We start from the raw sequence: 13,956 nt of genomic DNA, 5'->3' as shown, positions 1-13,956 counted from the left end.
GCGGCAAGATCTGGATCCGGGTGTTCACGGACAAGCCGATCACCAAGAAGCCGCAGGAAACGCGTATGGGCAAGGGCACGGGCGCGCCCGAAGCCTGGGTGTGCGTGGTCAAGCCGGGCCGCATCCTCTTCGAGATGGAAGGGGTTGACGAGGCGACGGCCAAGCGCGCGATGGAACTGGCGGCAGCCAAGCTGCCGATTCACACGAAGTTCGCGACGCGGTTCGCGCAGGAGCACGCGTGATGGCCAAGGTGACGGAGTTCAGGGACCTCGGCGTGGAGCAACTCCAGCAGCGCGCGGCGGAGATCGACAACGAGCTGTTCACGCTGCGGATCCGCAAGGCGATGGGACAGCTGGACAGGCCTCTGCAGATCCGGGAGCTGCGCCGGGATCTGGCGCGGGTCAAGACGGTGCTGCGGCAGAAGGCCGACGCCCGCTAGGGCGCGCCGCGGAGAGAGCAGGAAGCGAGCTATGGCAGCCAAGGCAGAAATCGTCGGTCGCGTCGTCAGCGACAAGATGGACAAGGGCGTCGTCGTGGCCGTGACGCGGCAGGTGCGTCACGGGGTGTACGGCAAGGGCCAGCGCAAGACGTCGCGGTTCATGGCGCACGACGAGGGGAACACGGCGAAGGTGGGCGACACGGTGGCGATCGTGGAGAGCCGTCCGCTGAGCCGTCGCAAGCGGTTCGTGGTGACGCGCGTCGTCGAGCAGGCGAAGGTCATCTAGGAGAACGCCATGATTCAGATGCGATCGATCCTGGACGTGGCCGACAACTCCGGCGCGCGGAAGATCTCGGTGATCAACCCGATCGGCGGGTCGACGGGACGCTACGCGCGGCTCGGCGACATCGTGACCGCGTCGGTGAAGGAAGCCGCGCCGGACGGCAACGTGAAGAAGGGTCAGGTGGTCAAGGCGGTCATCGTGCGGACGCGCAAGGAGCAGCGCCGCAAGGATGGCAGCTACATCCGCTTCGACCGCAACGCCGCGGTGCTGGTCAAGGACGACGGCGAGCCGATCGGGACCCGTGTGTTCGGGCCGGTGGCGCGTGAACTGCGTGAGCGGAAGTTCATGAAAATCATCTCGCTCGCCCCAGAGGTGCTGTAGGCGATGGCTGGTTTGAAGCGGATTCGCAAGAACGACGACGTCATCGTCATCGCCGGCCGCGATCGCGGCAAGCGGGGTCGGGTGACGCTGGTGGATGCCGAGCGCAACCGGGTGGTGGTCGAGGGCGTGAACCTCGTCAAGCGGCATACCAAGCCGAACCCCCAGAAGCAGGTGCAGGGCGGCATCGTGGAGCGTGAGGCGTCCATCCACGCCTCCAACGTGATGCTCGTGGACCCGGTCTCGGGCAAGGGCACGCGGGTAGGGTTTTCCGTCGACGAGAGCGGCCGCAAGGCCCGTGTCAGCCGGCGCAAGGACGGCGGAGTGATCGACAAATGAGCCGGCTGAAGGAACGCTACGGCAGTGAGGTGGTGCCGGCGCTGCAGAAGGAGTTCGGGTACGCCAACGTGATGGCGATCCCGAAGATCACGAAGGTCGTGATCAATCTCGGACTCGGCGAGGCCACCCAGAACGCCAAAATCGTCGACGTCGCGGCCGACGAGCTCATGCGCATCGCGGGCCAGAAGCCCGTGGTCACACGAGCCAAGAAGTCGATTGCGCAGTTCCGCGTGCGCCAGGGCATGCCCATCGGCACGATGGTGACCCTGCGTGGCGGGCGGATGTTCGACTTCCTCGATCGCCTCATCTCGATGTCGCTGCCGCGCGTGCGCGACTTCAGGGGCATCCCCACGAAGGGCTTCGACGGGCGCGGGAACTACACGCTCGGGTTGAAGGACCAGTTGCTCTTCCCGGAGATCGATTACATGCGCGTGGACAAGCCGCGCGGCATGAACATCACCGTGGTCACCACGGCGAAGACCGACGAGGAATCGCGGCGACTGCTGCAGCTCCTCGGATTTCCGTTCAGGCAGAACTGACGATGGCGACAACCGCAAAGATTGCCAAGGAAGACAAGGCGCACAAGTTCCAGGTGCGCGCCCGCAACCGCTGCAAGCGGTGCGGCCGGCCCCGGGCGTACCTCCGCAAGTTCGCCCTGTGCCGTCTCTGTTTCCGTGAGCTCGCCCTCCGTGGCGAGGTCGCGGGTGTGACCAAGAGCAGCTGGTAAGCCACAGCAGGGCCGGGAGCGCAGGCCCGTCGGTCTCGAGACCGCGGGAACCACGCTGCCGTGGAGCGCGCGCCGGAGCCGGAAGGCCCGCGCGGCGCCCGGCCCATGAGGACAAGGTATGACTGACCCGATCGCCGATATGCTCACGCGGATTCGCAATGCCGTCCAGGCGCGCCACACGCGCGTGGACGTGCCCGCGTCGAAGCTGAAGCTCGAAATCGCCCGGATCCTTGAAGCCGAGGGGTACATCGGCGGCTTCAAGCTGATCGACAACCCGACGACGCCGGCATCGCCGCAGAAGGTGGTGCGGATCGCCCTGAAGTACGGGCCGCGCGGTGAGCGCGTGATCTCGGGCCTCGAGCGCGTGAGCCGTCCAGGGCGCCGCGTGTACTTCGGGCGCGAGACGGTGCCCACGGTGCTCGGCGGGCTCGGCACCTCGATCCTGACCACGTCACGGGGCGTGATGACGGGACGCGAGGCGACCAGGACCGGCGTGGGCGGCGAAGTACTCTGCAACGTCTGGTGAGGACTGAGGAACATGTCTCGAATTGGCAAGAAGCCGATCCCCGTCCCCAAGGGTGTGCAGGTCACGCTGAAGGACGGCCTGGTCGAGGTCAAGGGGCCCAAGGGGCAGGTGGCGCAGACGCTGCCGCCGGGTGTCACGGTGGTGCTCGAAGACGGCCAGATCGTCGCGAGCGTCGGTGAAGCGCGCGACCAGCGGAAGTTCCACGGGCTCGGTCGCACGCTGGTGGCCAACGCCGTGCAGGGCGTATCCGACGGGTTCAAGCGCGAGCTCGACATCGTCGGCGTGGGGTATCGCGCCGAGGTGAAGGGGCGCGACGTGCACTTCGCGCTCGGGTACTCGCACCCGGTGATCTTCCCGCTGCCCCAGGGCATCGACGTGGTCATCGACAAGCAGACGCACGTGACGGTGTCGGGCATCGACAAGCAGCTGGTGGGCCAGGTGGCCGCCAACATGCGGTCGCTGCGCAAGCCGGACCCCTACAAGCAGAAGGGCGTCCGGTACACCGGTGAAGTGCTGAAGAAGAAGGCCGGCAAGGCCGGCGCCAAGTAGCGCGCTGAAGCGGAGAAGCTGCCGTGAAGATCGAAACCAAGAAGGACCGTCGCGAGCGCATCCGCCTGCGTCTGCGCAAGAAGCTGGCCGGGGACGCGGCTCGTCCGCGCCTGGCGGTGTTCCGCAGCGTGGCGCACATCTACGTGCAGGCCATCGACGATGCGAGCGGGACCACCGTGGCATCGGCGAGCACCACCGAAGCGGCCGTGAAGGGCCGGCTGGCCGATGGTGAGCGTGCCGGCAACGTGAAGGGCGCGGCAGCGGTGGGCCGTGTGCTCGCCGAGCGGCTCAAGGAGAAGGGCATCACGCGCGTCGTGTTCGACCGCGGCGGGTTCCTGTATCACGGGCGCGTGCGCGCCGTCGCCGAAGCCGCGCGCGAAGCCGGCCTCGAGTTCTGAGGACTGACATGTACGAATTCCGCGATCGCATCGACGCGAGCCAGCTCGAGTTGAAGGACACCGTGGTGTCCATCAACCGCGTGACCAAGGTGGTCAAGGGTGGCAAGAACCTGTCCTTCAGCGCCCTGGTCATCGTGGGCGACAGCGCCGGCCACGTGGGCTTTGGCGTGGGGAAGGCCAAGGAAGTGCCGTCGGCCATCAAGAAGGGCATCGAGGCGGCCAAGAAGTCGCTGATCCGCGTGCCGCTCGCCGGGACGTCGGTGCCGCACACGGTGACGGGGCGCTTCGGCGCCGGCCGCGTGCTGCTCAAGCCCGCGCCCGACGGCACGGGCATCATCGCCGGCGGCGCGGTCCGCGCCGTGGTGGAAGCGGCAGGAATCCAGAACGTGCTGACCAAGTCGCTCGGGTCGGCCAACCCGCACAACGTGGTGCGCGCGACGATCGCGGGGCTCAAGGGCCTCAAGGATCCGTCGGCCATCGCGCGTCTGCGGGGCAAGTCGGTCGAAGAACTGATCAACGCCTGAGGACGTGATGTCGGAAACCACCCGTCGACAGAAGCCGGCCGCGCCTGCCGCGCCGAAGGGCAAGACCCTGAAGGTCACCCTGGTGCGCAGCGTGATCGGGTACGACAAGAAGCAGGGCGAAGTCGTCAAGGGACTCGGCCTGCGCCGGATTGGCCACACCGTGGAGGTCCTCGATCATCCCGCCATGCGCGGCATGATCCGCAAGGTCCGCCACATGGTGACGGTCGAATAGGGCCGAGAAAGAGACAGTCATGGATCTGAGCGATCTCAAGCCGGCCGACGGCGCGACGCATGCCACCAAGCGTGTGGGGCGCGGTCAGGGTTCGGGCAATGGCAAGACGGCCGGCCGCGGTCACAAGGGCGCGAAGTCGCGTTCGGGCTTCAAGCGCAAGCGCGGGTTCGAGGGCGGCCAGATGCCGCTGCACCGCCGCCTGCCGAAGCGCGGTTTCACGAACATCTTCCGGAGCGAGTACGCGGTCATCAACCTCGATCAGCTCGAGAAGCTGTTCGACGCCGGAACCGAGGTGACGCCGGACGTGCTGCACGGCCGGGGCCTCGCGCAGGGCAGCCAGAAGATCAAGGTGCTCGGCCGTGGTGAACTGACCCGGGCGCTGACCGTCAAGGCGCACAAGTTCAGTGGTGCCGCCGCGGAGAAGATCCAGGCGGCCGGCGGCACGGCAGAGACCCTCTGACGAATTTCAGAATCGCAGAATGTCAGGGCGGGCAGGGGTCTCGACACCTCCCGTGACGTCCTGATTGGCGAGCAATTCTGAAATTCCGCAATGCTGAAATTCTCGCGATGGATAGCCTGAGAAACATCTTCGCCGTCCCGGAACTCCGTACCAGGGTGCTGTTCACGCTCGCCCTGCTCGGCGTGTTCCGCATCGGCCATCACATCCCGACGCCCGGTGTGAACACCGAGGCGCTGGCGTTGCTCGCCGAGCAGGCGCGCAACACGATGTTCGGCCTGTACGACCTGTTCTCGGGCGGCAACCTGTCGCGCGTGACGATCTTCGCGCTCGGCGTGATGCCGTACATCAGCGCGTCGATCATCCTGCAGCTGCTGACGGTGGTGTGGCCGACGCTCGAGCGTATCTCGAAGGAAGGCGAGCTCGGGCGGCGCAAGATCACCCAGTTCACCCGCTACGGCACCATCCTCCTGTCGGTGATCCAGGCGCTGAGCATCGCGATCTTCCTGGAGAACCAGACCAACATCGCGGGCGGCCTTCCGCTCGTGTACGAGCCGGGCTGGAGCTTCCGCCTGCTGACGGTGCTCACGCTCACGACCGGGTCGGTCTTCGTGATGTGGCTCGGCGAGCAGATCACCGAGCGCGGCGTGGGCAACGGCATGTCGCTCATCATCTACGCCGGCATCGTGGTGGGGCTGCCGCGTGCGGTGATGACCACGCTCGACCAGTTGAAGACGGGCGAGATCGGCCTGCTGCGCCTGGCGTTGCTCGTGCTGGTGATGGTGGTCGTCGTGGCCGTGATCGTGTTCGTGGAGCGCGCCCACAGGCGCGTCACCGTCCATTACGCCAAGCGCGTGGTGGGGCGCCGCATGTACGGCGGGTCGAGCACGCACATTCCGCTGAAGGTCAACACCGGCGGCGTGATGCCCGTGATCTTCGCGAGCTCGCTGCTCGCGTTCCCGACGACGATCGCCGGGATGTTCCCGCCCGAGCACTGGGTGCAGCGCGCGGCACAGCAGCTCACCTGGGGCATGCCGCTCTACAACCTGCTGCAGGTCGTCCTCATCATCTTCTTCGCGTACTTCTACACGGCCATCGTCTTCAACCCCGACGATGTGGCGGAGAACATGCGAAAGTACGGCGGTTTCGTGCCGGGGATCCGGCCGGGCAAGCGCACGGCGGAGTACATCGACCTGATCCTCACGCGGATCACGCTCGTGGGCGCGCTGTACCTGGCGGCCGTCGCGCTGTTGCCCGAGTTCCTGATCAGCGGGTTCAAGGTGGCGCCGATCCCGTACATCGGCGAATCGCTGGACCAGGCACTGCCTGGCTGGTTCACCAACGGTCTCGGCGTGACGTTCTACTTCGGTGGGACATCACTGCTCATCATCGTCGGCGTGGCGATGGACACCGTGCAGCAGATCGAGTCGCAGCTCATCATGCGGCACTACGACGGCTTCATGAAGAAGACCCGCATCCGCGGACGGAGAGGGTAGGCCGTCCGTTGGCGCGACCAGGCCTCAACGTGGTGATGCTCGGCCCGCCCGGCGCGGGCAAGGGCACGCAAGCCAGCCGGCTGGCCCGGCGCCACGGCGTCCCGAAGATCTCGACCGGCGACATCCTGCGGGAGGCCTCGGCGGCGGGCACGCCGCTCGGACTCGAAGCGCGGGCGCGAATCGACAAGGGCCACCTCGTCAGTGATGAGGTGGTCATCGCCATCGTCGAGGAACGGCTCACTCGACAGGACGTGGCCGCAGGGTTTATCCTTGATGGTTTCCCGCGTACGGTCGGACAGGCTGAGGCGCTGGACGGGATGATGGACGGGCGGTCGCCGTTGACCGTTCTGCACCTGGTGGTACCGGTCGACGTGCTCGTGGGCCGGCTGCACGCGCGCCGCGTGTGCAGCGTCTGCGGCACCCATGCCGATCCCACCAAACCCGACGAGGGCGTGTGCGCCAACTGCGGGGGCGCGCTGGTCACGCGGGCCGACGACGATGAGCAGGTGGTGCGCAACAGGCTGCGGATCTACGAAGAGCGGACCGCGCCGCTGGTGGAGTTCTACCGCGGCAGGCAGACGTTCTTCACGATCGACGGCAACCAGGCGCCCGACGCGGTGGCCGAGGCCATGCACGCGGCATTGACGTCGGCGCTGGCGGTGGCACAGGGAGGGGCACGGTGATCACGTGCCGGTCGGCCGACGAACTCGTGAAGCTGCGGGCGGCCAACCAGCTGGTGGCGCGGATCCTCGGCGAGTTGCGCCGGCTGGTGGTGCCGGGTGCAACGACGGCCGGGATCGACGCCGAGGCCGAGCGGCTCGTCCGCGAGGCGGGCGCGCAGCCGGCGTTCAAGGGGTATCGCGGGTTTCCCGCGACCATCTGCGCGTCGCGCAACGAGGAAGTGGTGCACGGCATCCCCTCGTCGGACGTACTGGTGGAGGGCGACATCCTCTCGATCGACATGGGGGTGAAGCTCGACGGGTACTACGGCGATTCGGCCGTGACGGTAGGAGTGGGGAGCATCGCTCCCGAGGCACAGCAGTTGCTCGACGTGACAGAAGCGTCGCTGTACCAGGGGATCGACGCGGTGAAGCCAGGGGCGCGCGTGTCCGACATCGGGCAGGCGATACAGGCGTACGTGGAGGGCCGCGGGTTCTCGATCGTGCGCGAGTTCGTGGGACACGGCATCGGCACGAAGCTGCACGAGGAGCCGCAGATCCCCAACTACGGTCCTGGCGGACGCGGTCCGCGGCTGGCGGCGGGCATGGTGCTCGCCATCGAGCCGATGGTGAACGCGGGGCGGCCGGGCGTGCGGGTGCTGGGCGATGGCTGGACGGCGGTGACCGTCGACGGCCTGCGGTCGGCGCACTTCGAGCACACGGTCGCGGTGACGGCCGACGGCGTGGAGATTCTCACGCTGAGGCCGGCTCCGGCGGTCGTAGGCGAGTGAGAGGCACCCACGGCGGTTCGCCGTGAGTGAGGCGCCAATGGGCGGCGGACTGCGCGGCACGGTCATCGAGCAACTGCCGCAGGCGCTCTATCGCGTCAGCCTCGATTCGGGGCACGTGATCACGGCGCACGGTACCGGGGATGTCCGCCGCAACTTCGTGCGGATCCTGGTGGGGGATCGAGTGGTCGTGCGGGTGTCGCCAGTCGACGTCACGCGCGGCCGGATCATCGAGCGGCTGGCTCCGGGGGGCCGCCGGCAGAACGACGATGGCGGGTAGGGTCGACGCTTCGAGACCGGCCGCCGGCAGGGCGGCTTTCCGGGGCGATAGACAAGGCCGACTCTCCGAGTCGGCAGGTAGCGCCGGCTCTCCGAGGCCGGCCGAGGACGAGATGAGATGAAGGTCAGAGCATCGGTCAAGCGCATTTGCGTGAAGTGCAAGATCGTCCGGCGGCGTGGTGTCGTCCGGGTGATTTGCGACAACCAGAAGCACAAGCAGCGGCAGGGATAGGGCATGGCACGTATCGCAGGTGTGGATCTCCCGCGGACCAAGCGCGTCGAGATCGGACTGACCTACATCTTCGGCATCGGGCGCAAGCGCTCCGGTGACATCCTCCAGGCGGCGGGCGTGAGCCCAGACGTGCGGGTCAAGGACCTCACGGAAGAGGACGTCCGATCGATTTCGAAGGTCATCGAGGACGTGGGCGGCGTGGAGGGCGACCTCCGCAAGGAGATCTCGCTCAACATCAAGCGCCTGATGGAGATCGGCTGCTATCGCGGCCTGCGGCACCGCCGCAGTCTGCCGGCGCGCGGCCAGCGCACCAAGACCAACGCGCGCACCCGCAAGGGCCCGCGCAAGGGCGCGATCGCCAAGAAGAAGACGGTGTAGGACATGGCAGACGAGAAGAAGTCAGGCGCGGGCCGCAAGAAAGTCTTCAAGAAGCGCGGCGAGAAGAAGGTCATCCCGACCGGCGTGGCCCACATCCAGGCCTCGTTCAACAACACGCTGGTGACGATCACCGACACCGAGGGCAACGTGGTGTCGTGGTCGAGCGCCGGAGCCCTCGGCTTCAAGGGCTCGCGCAAGGGCACGCCGTTTGCCGCCACGCAGGCGGCGATGAACGCGGGCACCGCGGCCAAGGGTGTCGGCATGCGGACCGTGGAAGTGCGGGTCAAGGGACCTGGCGCCGGACGCGAGTCGGCTGTGCGCGCGCTGTCCAACGTCGGACTCGACGTGAAGACGATCCGCGACGTCACGCCGATCCCGCACAACGGCTGTCGTCCGCCGAAGAAGCGCCGCGTCTGACGCGTCGCACGCGTGTGCCGTCGTGGAAGTCGCCGCGAGACGAGGTCTCGCGGCAGGTCGAGCTGCACCGGGTCGGTGCGGGTAACGGCCATCGGGAGGTCCGCCGGACTGGCGGGCGCCCGGGCATCATCTCAGACTGGAAAGGACTACATCGATGCTGTGGAAGGGGTTCCAGCGCCCGAAGCGTCTCGACGTCGACCGCGAAGGCCAGACCGGCCGGTTCGGGCGGTTCACCGCGCAGCCATTCGAGCGCGGGTGGGGTACCACCATCGGCAACGCGATGCGCCGCGTGCTGCTGTCGTCCATCGAGGGCGCGGCCATCACCGCGGTGAAGATCGAGGGCGTCCAGCACGAGTTCTCGCCCGTCGAGGGCGTGGTGGAAGACGCCACCGACATCATCCTCAACCTCAAGCAGGTGCCGTTCAAGCTGCATGGGGATGACACGAAGATGCTGTACGTCCGCGTCGACAAGGCCGGGCCGGTGCTCGCGCGCGACATCGAGGTGGACCAGTCGGTCGAGGTCCTCGATCCCGACGCGCACATCGCCACCGTGTCCGAAGGCGGCAAGCTGTACATGGAGATGCGCCTGCGCAACGGGCGCGGCTACGTGTCGGCCGACCGCAACTTCGACGAGGATCTCGGTATCGGCTGGATCCCGGTGGACTCGGTGCACTCGCCGGTGCGCAAGGTCAACTACCTCGTCGAGTCGGCGCGCGTGGGCCAGAACACGGACTACGACAAGCTGATCCTCGAAGTCTCCACCAACGGCGCCATCTCGCCCACCGACGCGATCGAACTGGCCGCGCAGCTCCTGCGCGATCACCTGTTCATCTTCGGCGGCGACGATGACGACGACGTGGTGATCGGCGAGCCCGGCGACACCACGCCGGCGACGCTCACCGAGGAGAGCAACGAGCACCTCGACAAGAGCATCGAAGAGCTCGAGCTCTCGGTGCGGTCGTACAACTGTCTGAAGAACGCCAACATCCGCACGATCAGGGAGCTGGTGGCCAAGACGGAGAACGACCTGCTCAAGACCAAGAATTTCGGCCGGAAGTCGCTCAACGAGATCCGGGAGATCCTCCAGACGATGGGTCTCAGCCTCGGGATGAGCGTGGAGCAGCCGGCGCAGTAAGAGCCAGGCGAGACGAGTAGACCCATGAGACACGGTGTTGCCCATCGCAAGCTCGGACGCGTGACCGAGCACCGCATCGCCCTCCTGCGCAATCAGGCCCAGGCGCTGCTCCGCCACGAGCGGATCGAGACCACGCTGCCCAAGGCCAAGGAACTGCGTCCGTACGTCGAGCGCATCATCTCGATCGCCAAGCGCAGCCTCGTGGCCACGGGGACTGACGAGGAGAAGCGCGTCCGTCGCCTGACGGCCGAGCGCCTCGTGGCGCGCGACGTTGCCGACAAGAAGGTCGTCACCAAGCTGTTCGACACGCTCGCACCGCGCTTCGTGGAGCGTCCGGGTGGCTACACCCGCCTCCTCAAGCTGGGTCATCGTCGCGGCGACGCGGCGGAAGTGGCACAGATCGAGCTGGTCGGCAGTGAGTACGACCCGAACGCCGGGGCCGAGACGGCTGCCGAGGCGACTCCGGCCGCCACGGGACTCCGCGGCCGTGCCCGCGCTGCGGTGAAGAAGCTGCAGGACGAGGGTGCCGCGCCCGCCGAGGGCGAGGCGAAGCCCCGGCGCGCCCGCAAGTCGGCCAGGAAGACGGACGAGTAGGGCCGGCTCAGAGAGAGCTTACGGGTTCATGACGGCCGCGTCGCACGACGCGGCCGTTGCCGTTTGATGGCTTACGGCTCACGGCTCACGGCTTACGGCTTACGGCTTACGGCGCAAAGGTGCAAGGGAGCAAGGGGCAAGGGGCAAAGGGATGGAGCGAACGGGTTTCAACCCGTTCGGTACGTCTCTGGTACGGCGTTTGACACCCTGACATGGTGCTGCAACCCGCCACATCGCTGTCGACGCGCGTCGTCGGCGGACGCGGGCTCTGGGCCTTGGTCGCCTTCCTCTTTCCCACCCTCGCCGTCGTCAAGGATCAGAGCGTGGTCCTCGCGATGCTGCTGTTCCTGATGGAGACGCTGCTGGCGTCGGCGTTGCTCGGCGTGCGACTCGCCGCGTCCCGGCGAGCGATGAGCGGCGACCATACGGCGCTCCGCCGATTGCACGAAGTCGGCAAGGCGCTGGGGATCTTCGTCCTGCCGTTCAGTCTCGGCTGCGTGGTGCTGCTCGGCGTCGTGACGTTCATCGAAGTGGCCAACGGGAGAGCGTCGCACGACGTGGCGGCGTTTGCCGATCGCGCCGGATGGATGGCGGGCATGCTGCTTGCAACGGCGGTGCTGGACTCGCTCGTCGCGCCCGTGCGAACGGTGACGTGGCTCGAAAGCGCCGTCTCATGGCAGAGCAGCCGTACCGCCGTGATGTTCCTGGCGGTGATGGTCGGCTGGCCGGTGATGCTGTGGACCGGTACGACGCAGGGCCTGTTCTGGGGCTTCTTCGGCCTCCGGCTGCTGAGCGACCTCGGCAGCCTGGCCCCCGGTGAGCGCGAACGCATCAGGGCCACGATGTTCGGCGACGCGTTGTAGGTGTACCCCACGCATGCCAGGGGCTGAAATGACGCCCCTGGCCTCCATCGGCATACCGAATACTGCTGCCCGGTGCCCGGTGCCCGGTGCCCGGCCGTGCCGACCGTTGCCGGTTGCCTGGTTCTTCTACTCGTCGCTCATCGCGTGATCGGGCTTGTGGGCGGCGACGATCTTCGACTGCAGGTGCGCGGGCACTTCCTCGTAGTGCGAGTGGGTCATGCTGTACGACCCGCGACCGCCCGTGGCCGACGTCAGGTGCTGCTCGTACGTCAGCATCTCGGCCATCGGCACCTGCGCCTTGATGATCGTGGCCTGACCGCGCGCGTCCATGCCGCTGATGCGGCCGCGCCTGCCGTTCAGGTCGCCCATGAGATCGCCGGCGAAGTCGCTCGGCGCGTGGACCTCCACGTGCATCACCGGTTCGAGCAGCACGGGCTTCGCGCGTGTCATCGCATCGCGCAGCGCCAGCCCGCCGGCCATCTTGAACGACAACTCGTTGCTGTCGACGGGATGGAACGAGCCGTCGAAGACGGTGGCCTTGAAGTCCACGAGCGGGAAGCCCGCGAGCACGCCGCGCATGCGCGCTTCCTGGATCCCCTTCTCCACGGCCGGTACGAACTGGCGCGGGATCGCGCCGCCGAAGATGTCGTCCTCGAACTGGAAGTCCGCGCCGCGCGGCAGCGGCTCCACGCGAATCTTGCAGTCGCCGAACTGTCCGTGGCCGCCCGTCTGCTTCTTGTGCCGGCCGTGCGCCTCGGTGCTCGCCGTGATCGTCTCGAAGTACGGAATCCGCGGCAGCTTGAGCGTCACGTCCACGCCGAAGCGACGTTTCAGCTTCGCGACGGTCACCTCGATGTGCATCTGCCCCTGGCCCGAGATCAGCAGTTCGTGCGTGCGCGGATCGCGGTCGGTGTGAATCGTGGGGTCTTCCTCCTGCAGGCGATGCAGGGCGGTGCTGATCTTCTCTTCGTCGCCACGCGACTTCGGTTCGAGCGCGTACGCCATCAGCGGCGACGCGAACGCCACGGCCGGCAGCACGATGTCGACGGCCTTGTCGGCGAGCGTGTCGCCTGTCTGGGCTTCCTTGAGCTTGGCGATGGCGCCGAGATCGCCGGCCTGCAGGTCGTGGACCTGTGTCTGCGTCTTGCCCTGCACGGCGAGCAGGTGCGCGATGCGCTCCTGCGATCCGCGCGTGAGGTTGGTGAGCGTGGTGTCGTTGCGCGCCACGCCGCTCACGACGCGGAACAGGGAGATGCGGCCGGCGAACGGATCGGCCACCGTCTTCCATACGAAGATGCGCGTCGGCGCCGCGGCGTCGGCTGCGACAGCCGTCTCGGCGCCGCCGGGTTGCGAGAGCGCCGGCAGCGGACGGTCGGCAGGCGACGGCGCGTACTGCGTGATGGCGTCAAGCAGGCGATCGGCCGCGATGTTCTCGGCGCCGGACGCACAGAACACAGGCACGACGGCGCCCGTGCGGACCGCGGTGCGCAGGCCCGCCGTCAGCTCCTCGTCGGTAAGCGTGCCCTCGTCGAAGAACCGCGCCATCAGCGCATCGTCGGCTTCGGCCACCAGTTCGACGAGCGTTTCTCGCGCGTGCTTCGCCTCGGCGGCGAGATGTTCGGGAATCGCCACGGCCTTGCCGCGACCCGTGCCGCCCTCGTACGTGAAGGCGCGCTGTCCCACCAGATCGACAACGCCTCGGAAGCCCTTCTCCTCGCCGTATGGCAGTTGTACGGGCACCAGCGTGCGGCCGAAGACATTCTGCAGATCGGCAAGCGCGCTCGTGAAGCTGGCGCGCTCGCGGTCGAGCCGATTCACGACAACGAAGCGCGCGAGCCCCTGCTCGCCCGCGAGCGCCCACACCCGCTCGGTCTGGACCTCGACGCCCGACACGGCGTCGACGACAACCACGGCGGCGTCGGTCACGCGCAGCGCGGCGCCCGTCTCGCCGAGGAAGTTGCCGAAGCCCGGTGTGTCGACCACGTTGATCTTCGTGCCCTGCCAGTCGAGCCACGCTGGCGTGGCCGCGAGCGTGTGCTTGCGGGCGATGGCTTCCTCGTCGAAATCGGTCGGGGCTGTCCCGTCATCCACGCGCCCGAGCCGCGTCGTCGCGCCGGCGGTGAAGAGGAGGGCCGAGATCAGTTGGGTCTTGCCGGAGCCGTTGTGTCCGACGACGGCCACGTTGCGAATGGACGCCGCTGCATAGGTAGGCATGAGCACCCTCGGAATTTCAGAACGTCACGATTGCACGACATCTGGATCG

Annotated in this window: 24 protein-coding genes; 23 read left to right on the top strand and 1 reads right to left on the bottom strand. The window is 67.5% G+C overall.

Annotated elements, in window-relative coordinates; all coding sequences use genetic code 11:
* From rplP to IT182_07260, 23 genes are all read left to right on the top strand, one after another.
* The coding region (rplP, locus tag IT182_07370) for a 50S ribosomal protein L16 (protein ID MCC6163154.1) at positions 1-242 on the top strand (242 nt) is incomplete at its 5' end.
* Positions 242-439 carry a 50S ribosomal protein L29 gene (locus IT182_07365; GenBank protein ID MCC6163153.1) on the top strand — a complete coding sequence of 66 codons (198 nt, stop codon included), beginning with the start codon at positions 242-244 and terminating at the stop codon, positions 437-439. The genes rplP and IT182_07365, both read left to right, overlap by 1 nt.
* 31 nt (positions 440-470) lie before the next feature.
* The gene (rpsQ, locus tag IT182_07360) at positions 471-725 is read left to right on the top strand and encodes a 30S ribosomal protein S17 (protein MCC6163152.1); all 255 of its coding nucleotides are present in this window, start codon (positions 471-473) and stop codon (positions 723-725) included.
* A 9-nt stretch (positions 726-734) separates the two neighbouring features.
* Entirely contained in the window at positions 735-1,103 is a 369-nt protein-coding gene (rplN, locus tag IT182_07355; protein MCC6163151.1) for a 50S ribosomal protein L14, read from the top strand.
* Positions 1,104-1,106: 3 nt separating this feature from the next.
* Positions 1,107-1,439, top strand: a complete 333-nt coding sequence (rplX, locus tag IT182_07350) for a 50S ribosomal protein L24 (GenBank protein ID MCC6163150.1) — start codon at positions 1,107-1,109, stop codon at positions 1,437-1,439.
* Positions 1,436-1,978, top strand: a complete 543-nt coding sequence (gene rplE / locus IT182_07345; protein MCC6163149.1) for a 50S ribosomal protein L5 — start codon at positions 1,436-1,438, stop codon at positions 1,976-1,978. The genes rplX and rplE overlap by 4 nt, the downstream gene beginning before the upstream one ends.
* Positions 1,979-1,980: 2 nt before the next feature.
* Positions 1,981-2,166 carry a type Z 30S ribosomal protein S14 gene (locus IT182_07340; protein MCC6163148.1) on the top strand — a complete coding sequence of 62 codons (186 nt, stop codon included), beginning with the start codon at positions 1,981-1,983 and terminating at the stop codon, positions 2,164-2,166.
* Between the two features lie 118 nt (positions 2,167-2,284).
* Entirely contained in the window at positions 2,285-2,692 is a 408-nt protein-coding gene (gene rpsH / locus IT182_07335) for a 30S ribosomal protein S8 (GenBank protein ID MCC6163147.1), read from the top strand.
* A gap of 12 nt (positions 2,693-2,704) precedes the next feature.
* Entirely contained in the window at positions 2,705-3,241 is a 537-nt protein-coding gene (gene rplF, locus IT182_07330) for a 50S ribosomal protein L6 (protein ID MCC6163146.1), read from the top strand.
* Between the two features lie 29 nt (positions 3,242-3,270).
* Positions 3,271-3,639, top strand: a complete 369-nt coding sequence (locus tag IT182_07325) for a 50S ribosomal protein L18 (GenBank protein MCC6163145.1) — start codon at positions 3,271-3,273, stop codon at positions 3,637-3,639.
* Positions 3,640-3,647: 8 nt separating this feature from the next.
* Positions 3,648-4,163 carry a 30S ribosomal protein S5 gene (gene rpsE / locus IT182_07320; GenBank protein ID MCC6163144.1) on the top strand — a complete coding sequence of 172 codons (516 nt, stop codon included), beginning with the start codon at positions 3,648-3,650 and terminating at the stop codon, positions 4,161-4,163.
* A 7-nt stretch (positions 4,164-4,170) separates the two neighbouring features.
* Positions 4,171-4,395, top strand: coding sequence for a 50S ribosomal protein L30 (rpmD, locus tag IT182_07315; GenBank protein MCC6163143.1), 225 nt, complete (start codon positions 4,171-4,173; stop codon positions 4,393-4,395).
* 19 nt (positions 4,396-4,414) lie between these two features.
* On the top strand, positions 4,415-4,855 hold the full coding sequence (gene rplO, locus IT182_07310) for a 50S ribosomal protein L15 (protein ID MCC6163142.1): 441 nt from the start codon (positions 4,415-4,417) through the stop codon (positions 4,853-4,855).
* Positions 4,856-4,962: 107 nt separating this feature from the next.
* Complete coding sequence (secY, locus tag IT182_07305; GenBank protein ID MCC6163141.1) at positions 4,963-6,348, top strand: preprotein translocase subunit SecY; 1,386 nt, start codon at positions 4,963-4,965, stop codon at positions 6,346-6,348.
* A 35-nt stretch (positions 6,349-6,383) separates the two neighbouring features.
* A complete protein-coding gene (locus tag IT182_07300; protein MCC6163140.1) occupies positions 6,384-7,031 on the top strand; it encodes an adenylate kinase in 648 nt (215 codons plus the stop codon).
* On the top strand, positions 7,028-7,798 hold the full coding sequence (gene map, locus IT182_07295) for a type I methionyl aminopeptidase (protein ID MCC6163139.1): 771 nt from the start codon (positions 7,028-7,030) through the stop codon (positions 7,796-7,798). The genes IT182_07300 and map overlap by 4 nt, the downstream gene beginning before the upstream one ends.
* 37 nt (positions 7,799-7,835) lie before the next feature.
* Positions 7,836-8,075: a translation initiation factor IF-1 gene (gene infA, locus IT182_07290; protein ID MCC6163138.1), complete on the top strand. Its 240-nt coding sequence runs from the start codon at positions 7,836-7,838 to the stop codon at positions 8,073-8,075.
* Between the two features lie 117 nt (positions 8,076-8,192).
* Complete coding sequence (gene rpmJ, locus IT182_07285; GenBank protein ID MCC6163137.1) at positions 8,193-8,306, top strand: 50S ribosomal protein L36; 114 nt, start codon at positions 8,193-8,195, stop codon at positions 8,304-8,306.
* Between the two features lie 3 nt (positions 8,307-8,309).
* Positions 8,310-8,684 carry a 30S ribosomal protein S13 gene (gene rpsM / locus IT182_07280; GenBank protein ID MCC6163136.1) on the top strand — a complete coding sequence of 125 codons (375 nt, stop codon included), beginning with the start codon at positions 8,310-8,312 and terminating at the stop codon, positions 8,682-8,684.
* 3 nt (positions 8,685-8,687) lie between these two features.
* On the top strand, positions 8,688-9,101 hold the full coding sequence (rpsK, locus tag IT182_07275) for a 30S ribosomal protein S11 (protein MCC6163135.1): 414 nt from the start codon (positions 8,688-8,690) through the stop codon (positions 9,099-9,101).
* A 154-nt stretch (positions 9,102-9,255) separates the two neighbouring features.
* Positions 9,256-10,236: a DNA-directed RNA polymerase subunit alpha gene (locus IT182_07270; protein ID MCC6163134.1), complete on the top strand. Its 981-nt coding sequence runs from the start codon at positions 9,256-9,258 to the stop codon at positions 10,234-10,236.
* A 24-nt stretch (positions 10,237-10,260) separates the two neighbouring features.
* Positions 10,261-10,830: a 50S ribosomal protein L17 gene (gene rplQ / locus IT182_07265; GenBank protein MCC6163133.1), complete on the top strand. Its 570-nt coding sequence runs from the start codon at positions 10,261-10,263 to the stop codon at positions 10,828-10,830.
* A 212-nt stretch (positions 10,831-11,042) separates the two neighbouring features.
* Positions 11,043-11,693 carry a hypothetical protein gene (locus tag IT182_07260; GenBank protein ID MCC6163132.1) on the top strand — a complete coding sequence of 217 codons (651 nt, stop codon included), beginning with the start codon at positions 11,043-11,045 and terminating at the stop codon, positions 11,691-11,693.
* A 126-nt stretch (positions 11,694-11,819) separates the two neighbouring features.
* On the opposite strand, the gene IT182_07255 is transcribed toward IT182_07260, so the two are convergent.
* Positions 11,820-13,907, bottom strand: a complete 2,088-nt coding sequence (locus IT182_07255) for an elongation factor G (GenBank protein MCC6163131.1) — start codon at positions 13,905-13,907, stop codon at positions 11,820-11,822.
* Positions 13,908-13,956: the final 49 nt, after the last annotated feature.

This window comes from Acidobacteriota bacterium (assembly GCA_020845575.1).
Classification (GTDB): Bacteria; Acidobacteriota; Vicinamibacteria; order Vicinamibacterales; family Vicinamibacteraceae; genus Luteitalea.
The sequence above is the reverse complement of the archived record's forward strand: the minus strand, read 5'-3'. Positions and strand labels throughout refer to the sequence as shown.

Bases quoted from the DNA above. Each gene is read 5' to 3' on its own strand.
- rpsM (MCC6163136.1), top strand. From the start codon at position 8,310: ATGGCACGTATCGCAGGTGTGGATCTCCCGCGGACCAAGCGCGTCGAG.
- rplF (MCC6163146.1), top strand. From the start codon at position 2,705: ATGTCTCGAATTGGCAAGAAGCCGATCCCCGTCCCCAAGGGTGTGCAG.
- rpsK (MCC6163135.1), top strand. From the start codon at position 8,688: ATGGCAGACGAGAAGAAGTCAGGCGCGGGCCGCAAGAAAGTCTTCAAG.
- IT182_07260 (MCC6163132.1), top strand. From the start codon at position 11,043: ATGGTGCTGCAACCCGCCACATCGCTGTCGACGCGCGTCGTCGGCGGA.
- infA (MCC6163138.1), top strand. From the start codon at position 7,836: ATGGGCGGCGGACTGCGCGGCACGGTCATCGAGCAACTGCCGCAGGCG.
- rpmJ (MCC6163137.1), top strand. From the start codon at position 8,193: ATGAAGGTCAGAGCATCGGTCAAGCGCATTTGCGTGAAGTGCAAGATC.
- rplQ (MCC6163133.1), top strand. From the start codon at position 10,261: ATGAGACACGGTGTTGCCCATCGCAAGCTCGGACGCGTGACCGAGCAC.
- rpsE (MCC6163144.1), top strand. From the start codon at position 3,648: ATGTACGAATTCCGCGATCGCATCGACGCGAGCCAGCTCGAGTTGAAG.
- rplE (MCC6163149.1), top strand. From the start codon at position 1,436: ATGAGCCGGCTGAAGGAACGCTACGGCAGTGAGGTGGTGCCGGCGCTG.
- IT182_07255 (MCC6163131.1), bottom strand. From the start codon at position 13,907: ATGCCTACCTATGCAGCGGCGTCCATTCGCAACGTGGCCGTCGTCGGA.
- IT182_07270 (MCC6163134.1), top strand. From the start codon at position 9,256: ATGCTGTGGAAGGGGTTCCAGCGCCCGAAGCGTCTCGACGTCGACCGC.
- rplN (MCC6163151.1), top strand. From the start codon at position 735: ATGATTCAGATGCGATCGATCCTGGACGTGGCCGACAACTCCGGCGCG.
- IT182_07300 (MCC6163140.1), top strand. From the start codon at position 6,384: ATGCTCGGCCCGCCCGGCGCGGGCAAGGGCACGCAAGCCAGCCGGCTG.
- rpmD (MCC6163143.1), top strand. From the start codon at position 4,171: ATGTCGGAAACCACCCGTCGACAGAAGCCGGCCGCGCCTGCCGCGCCG.
- secY (MCC6163141.1), top strand. From the start codon at position 4,963: ATGGATAGCCTGAGAAACATCTTCGCCGTCCCGGAACTCCGTACCAGG.
- IT182_07340 (MCC6163148.1), top strand. From the start codon at position 1,981: ATGGCGACAACCGCAAAGATTGCCAAGGAAGACAAGGCGCACAAGTTC.
- IT182_07365 (MCC6163153.1), top strand. From the start codon at position 242: ATGGCCAAGGTGACGGAGTTCAGGGACCTCGGCGTGGAGCAACTCCAG.
- rpsQ (MCC6163152.1), top strand. From the start codon at position 471: ATGGCAGCCAAGGCAGAAATCGTCGGTCGCGTCGTCAGCGACAAGATG.
- rplX (MCC6163150.1), top strand. From the start codon at position 1,107: ATGGCTGGTTTGAAGCGGATTCGCAAGAACGACGACGTCATCGTCATC.
- rpsH (MCC6163147.1), top strand. From the start codon at position 2,285: ATGACTGACCCGATCGCCGATATGCTCACGCGGATTCGCAATGCCGTC.
- rplO (MCC6163142.1), top strand. From the start codon at position 4,415: ATGGATCTGAGCGATCTCAAGCCGGCCGACGGCGCGACGCATGCCACC.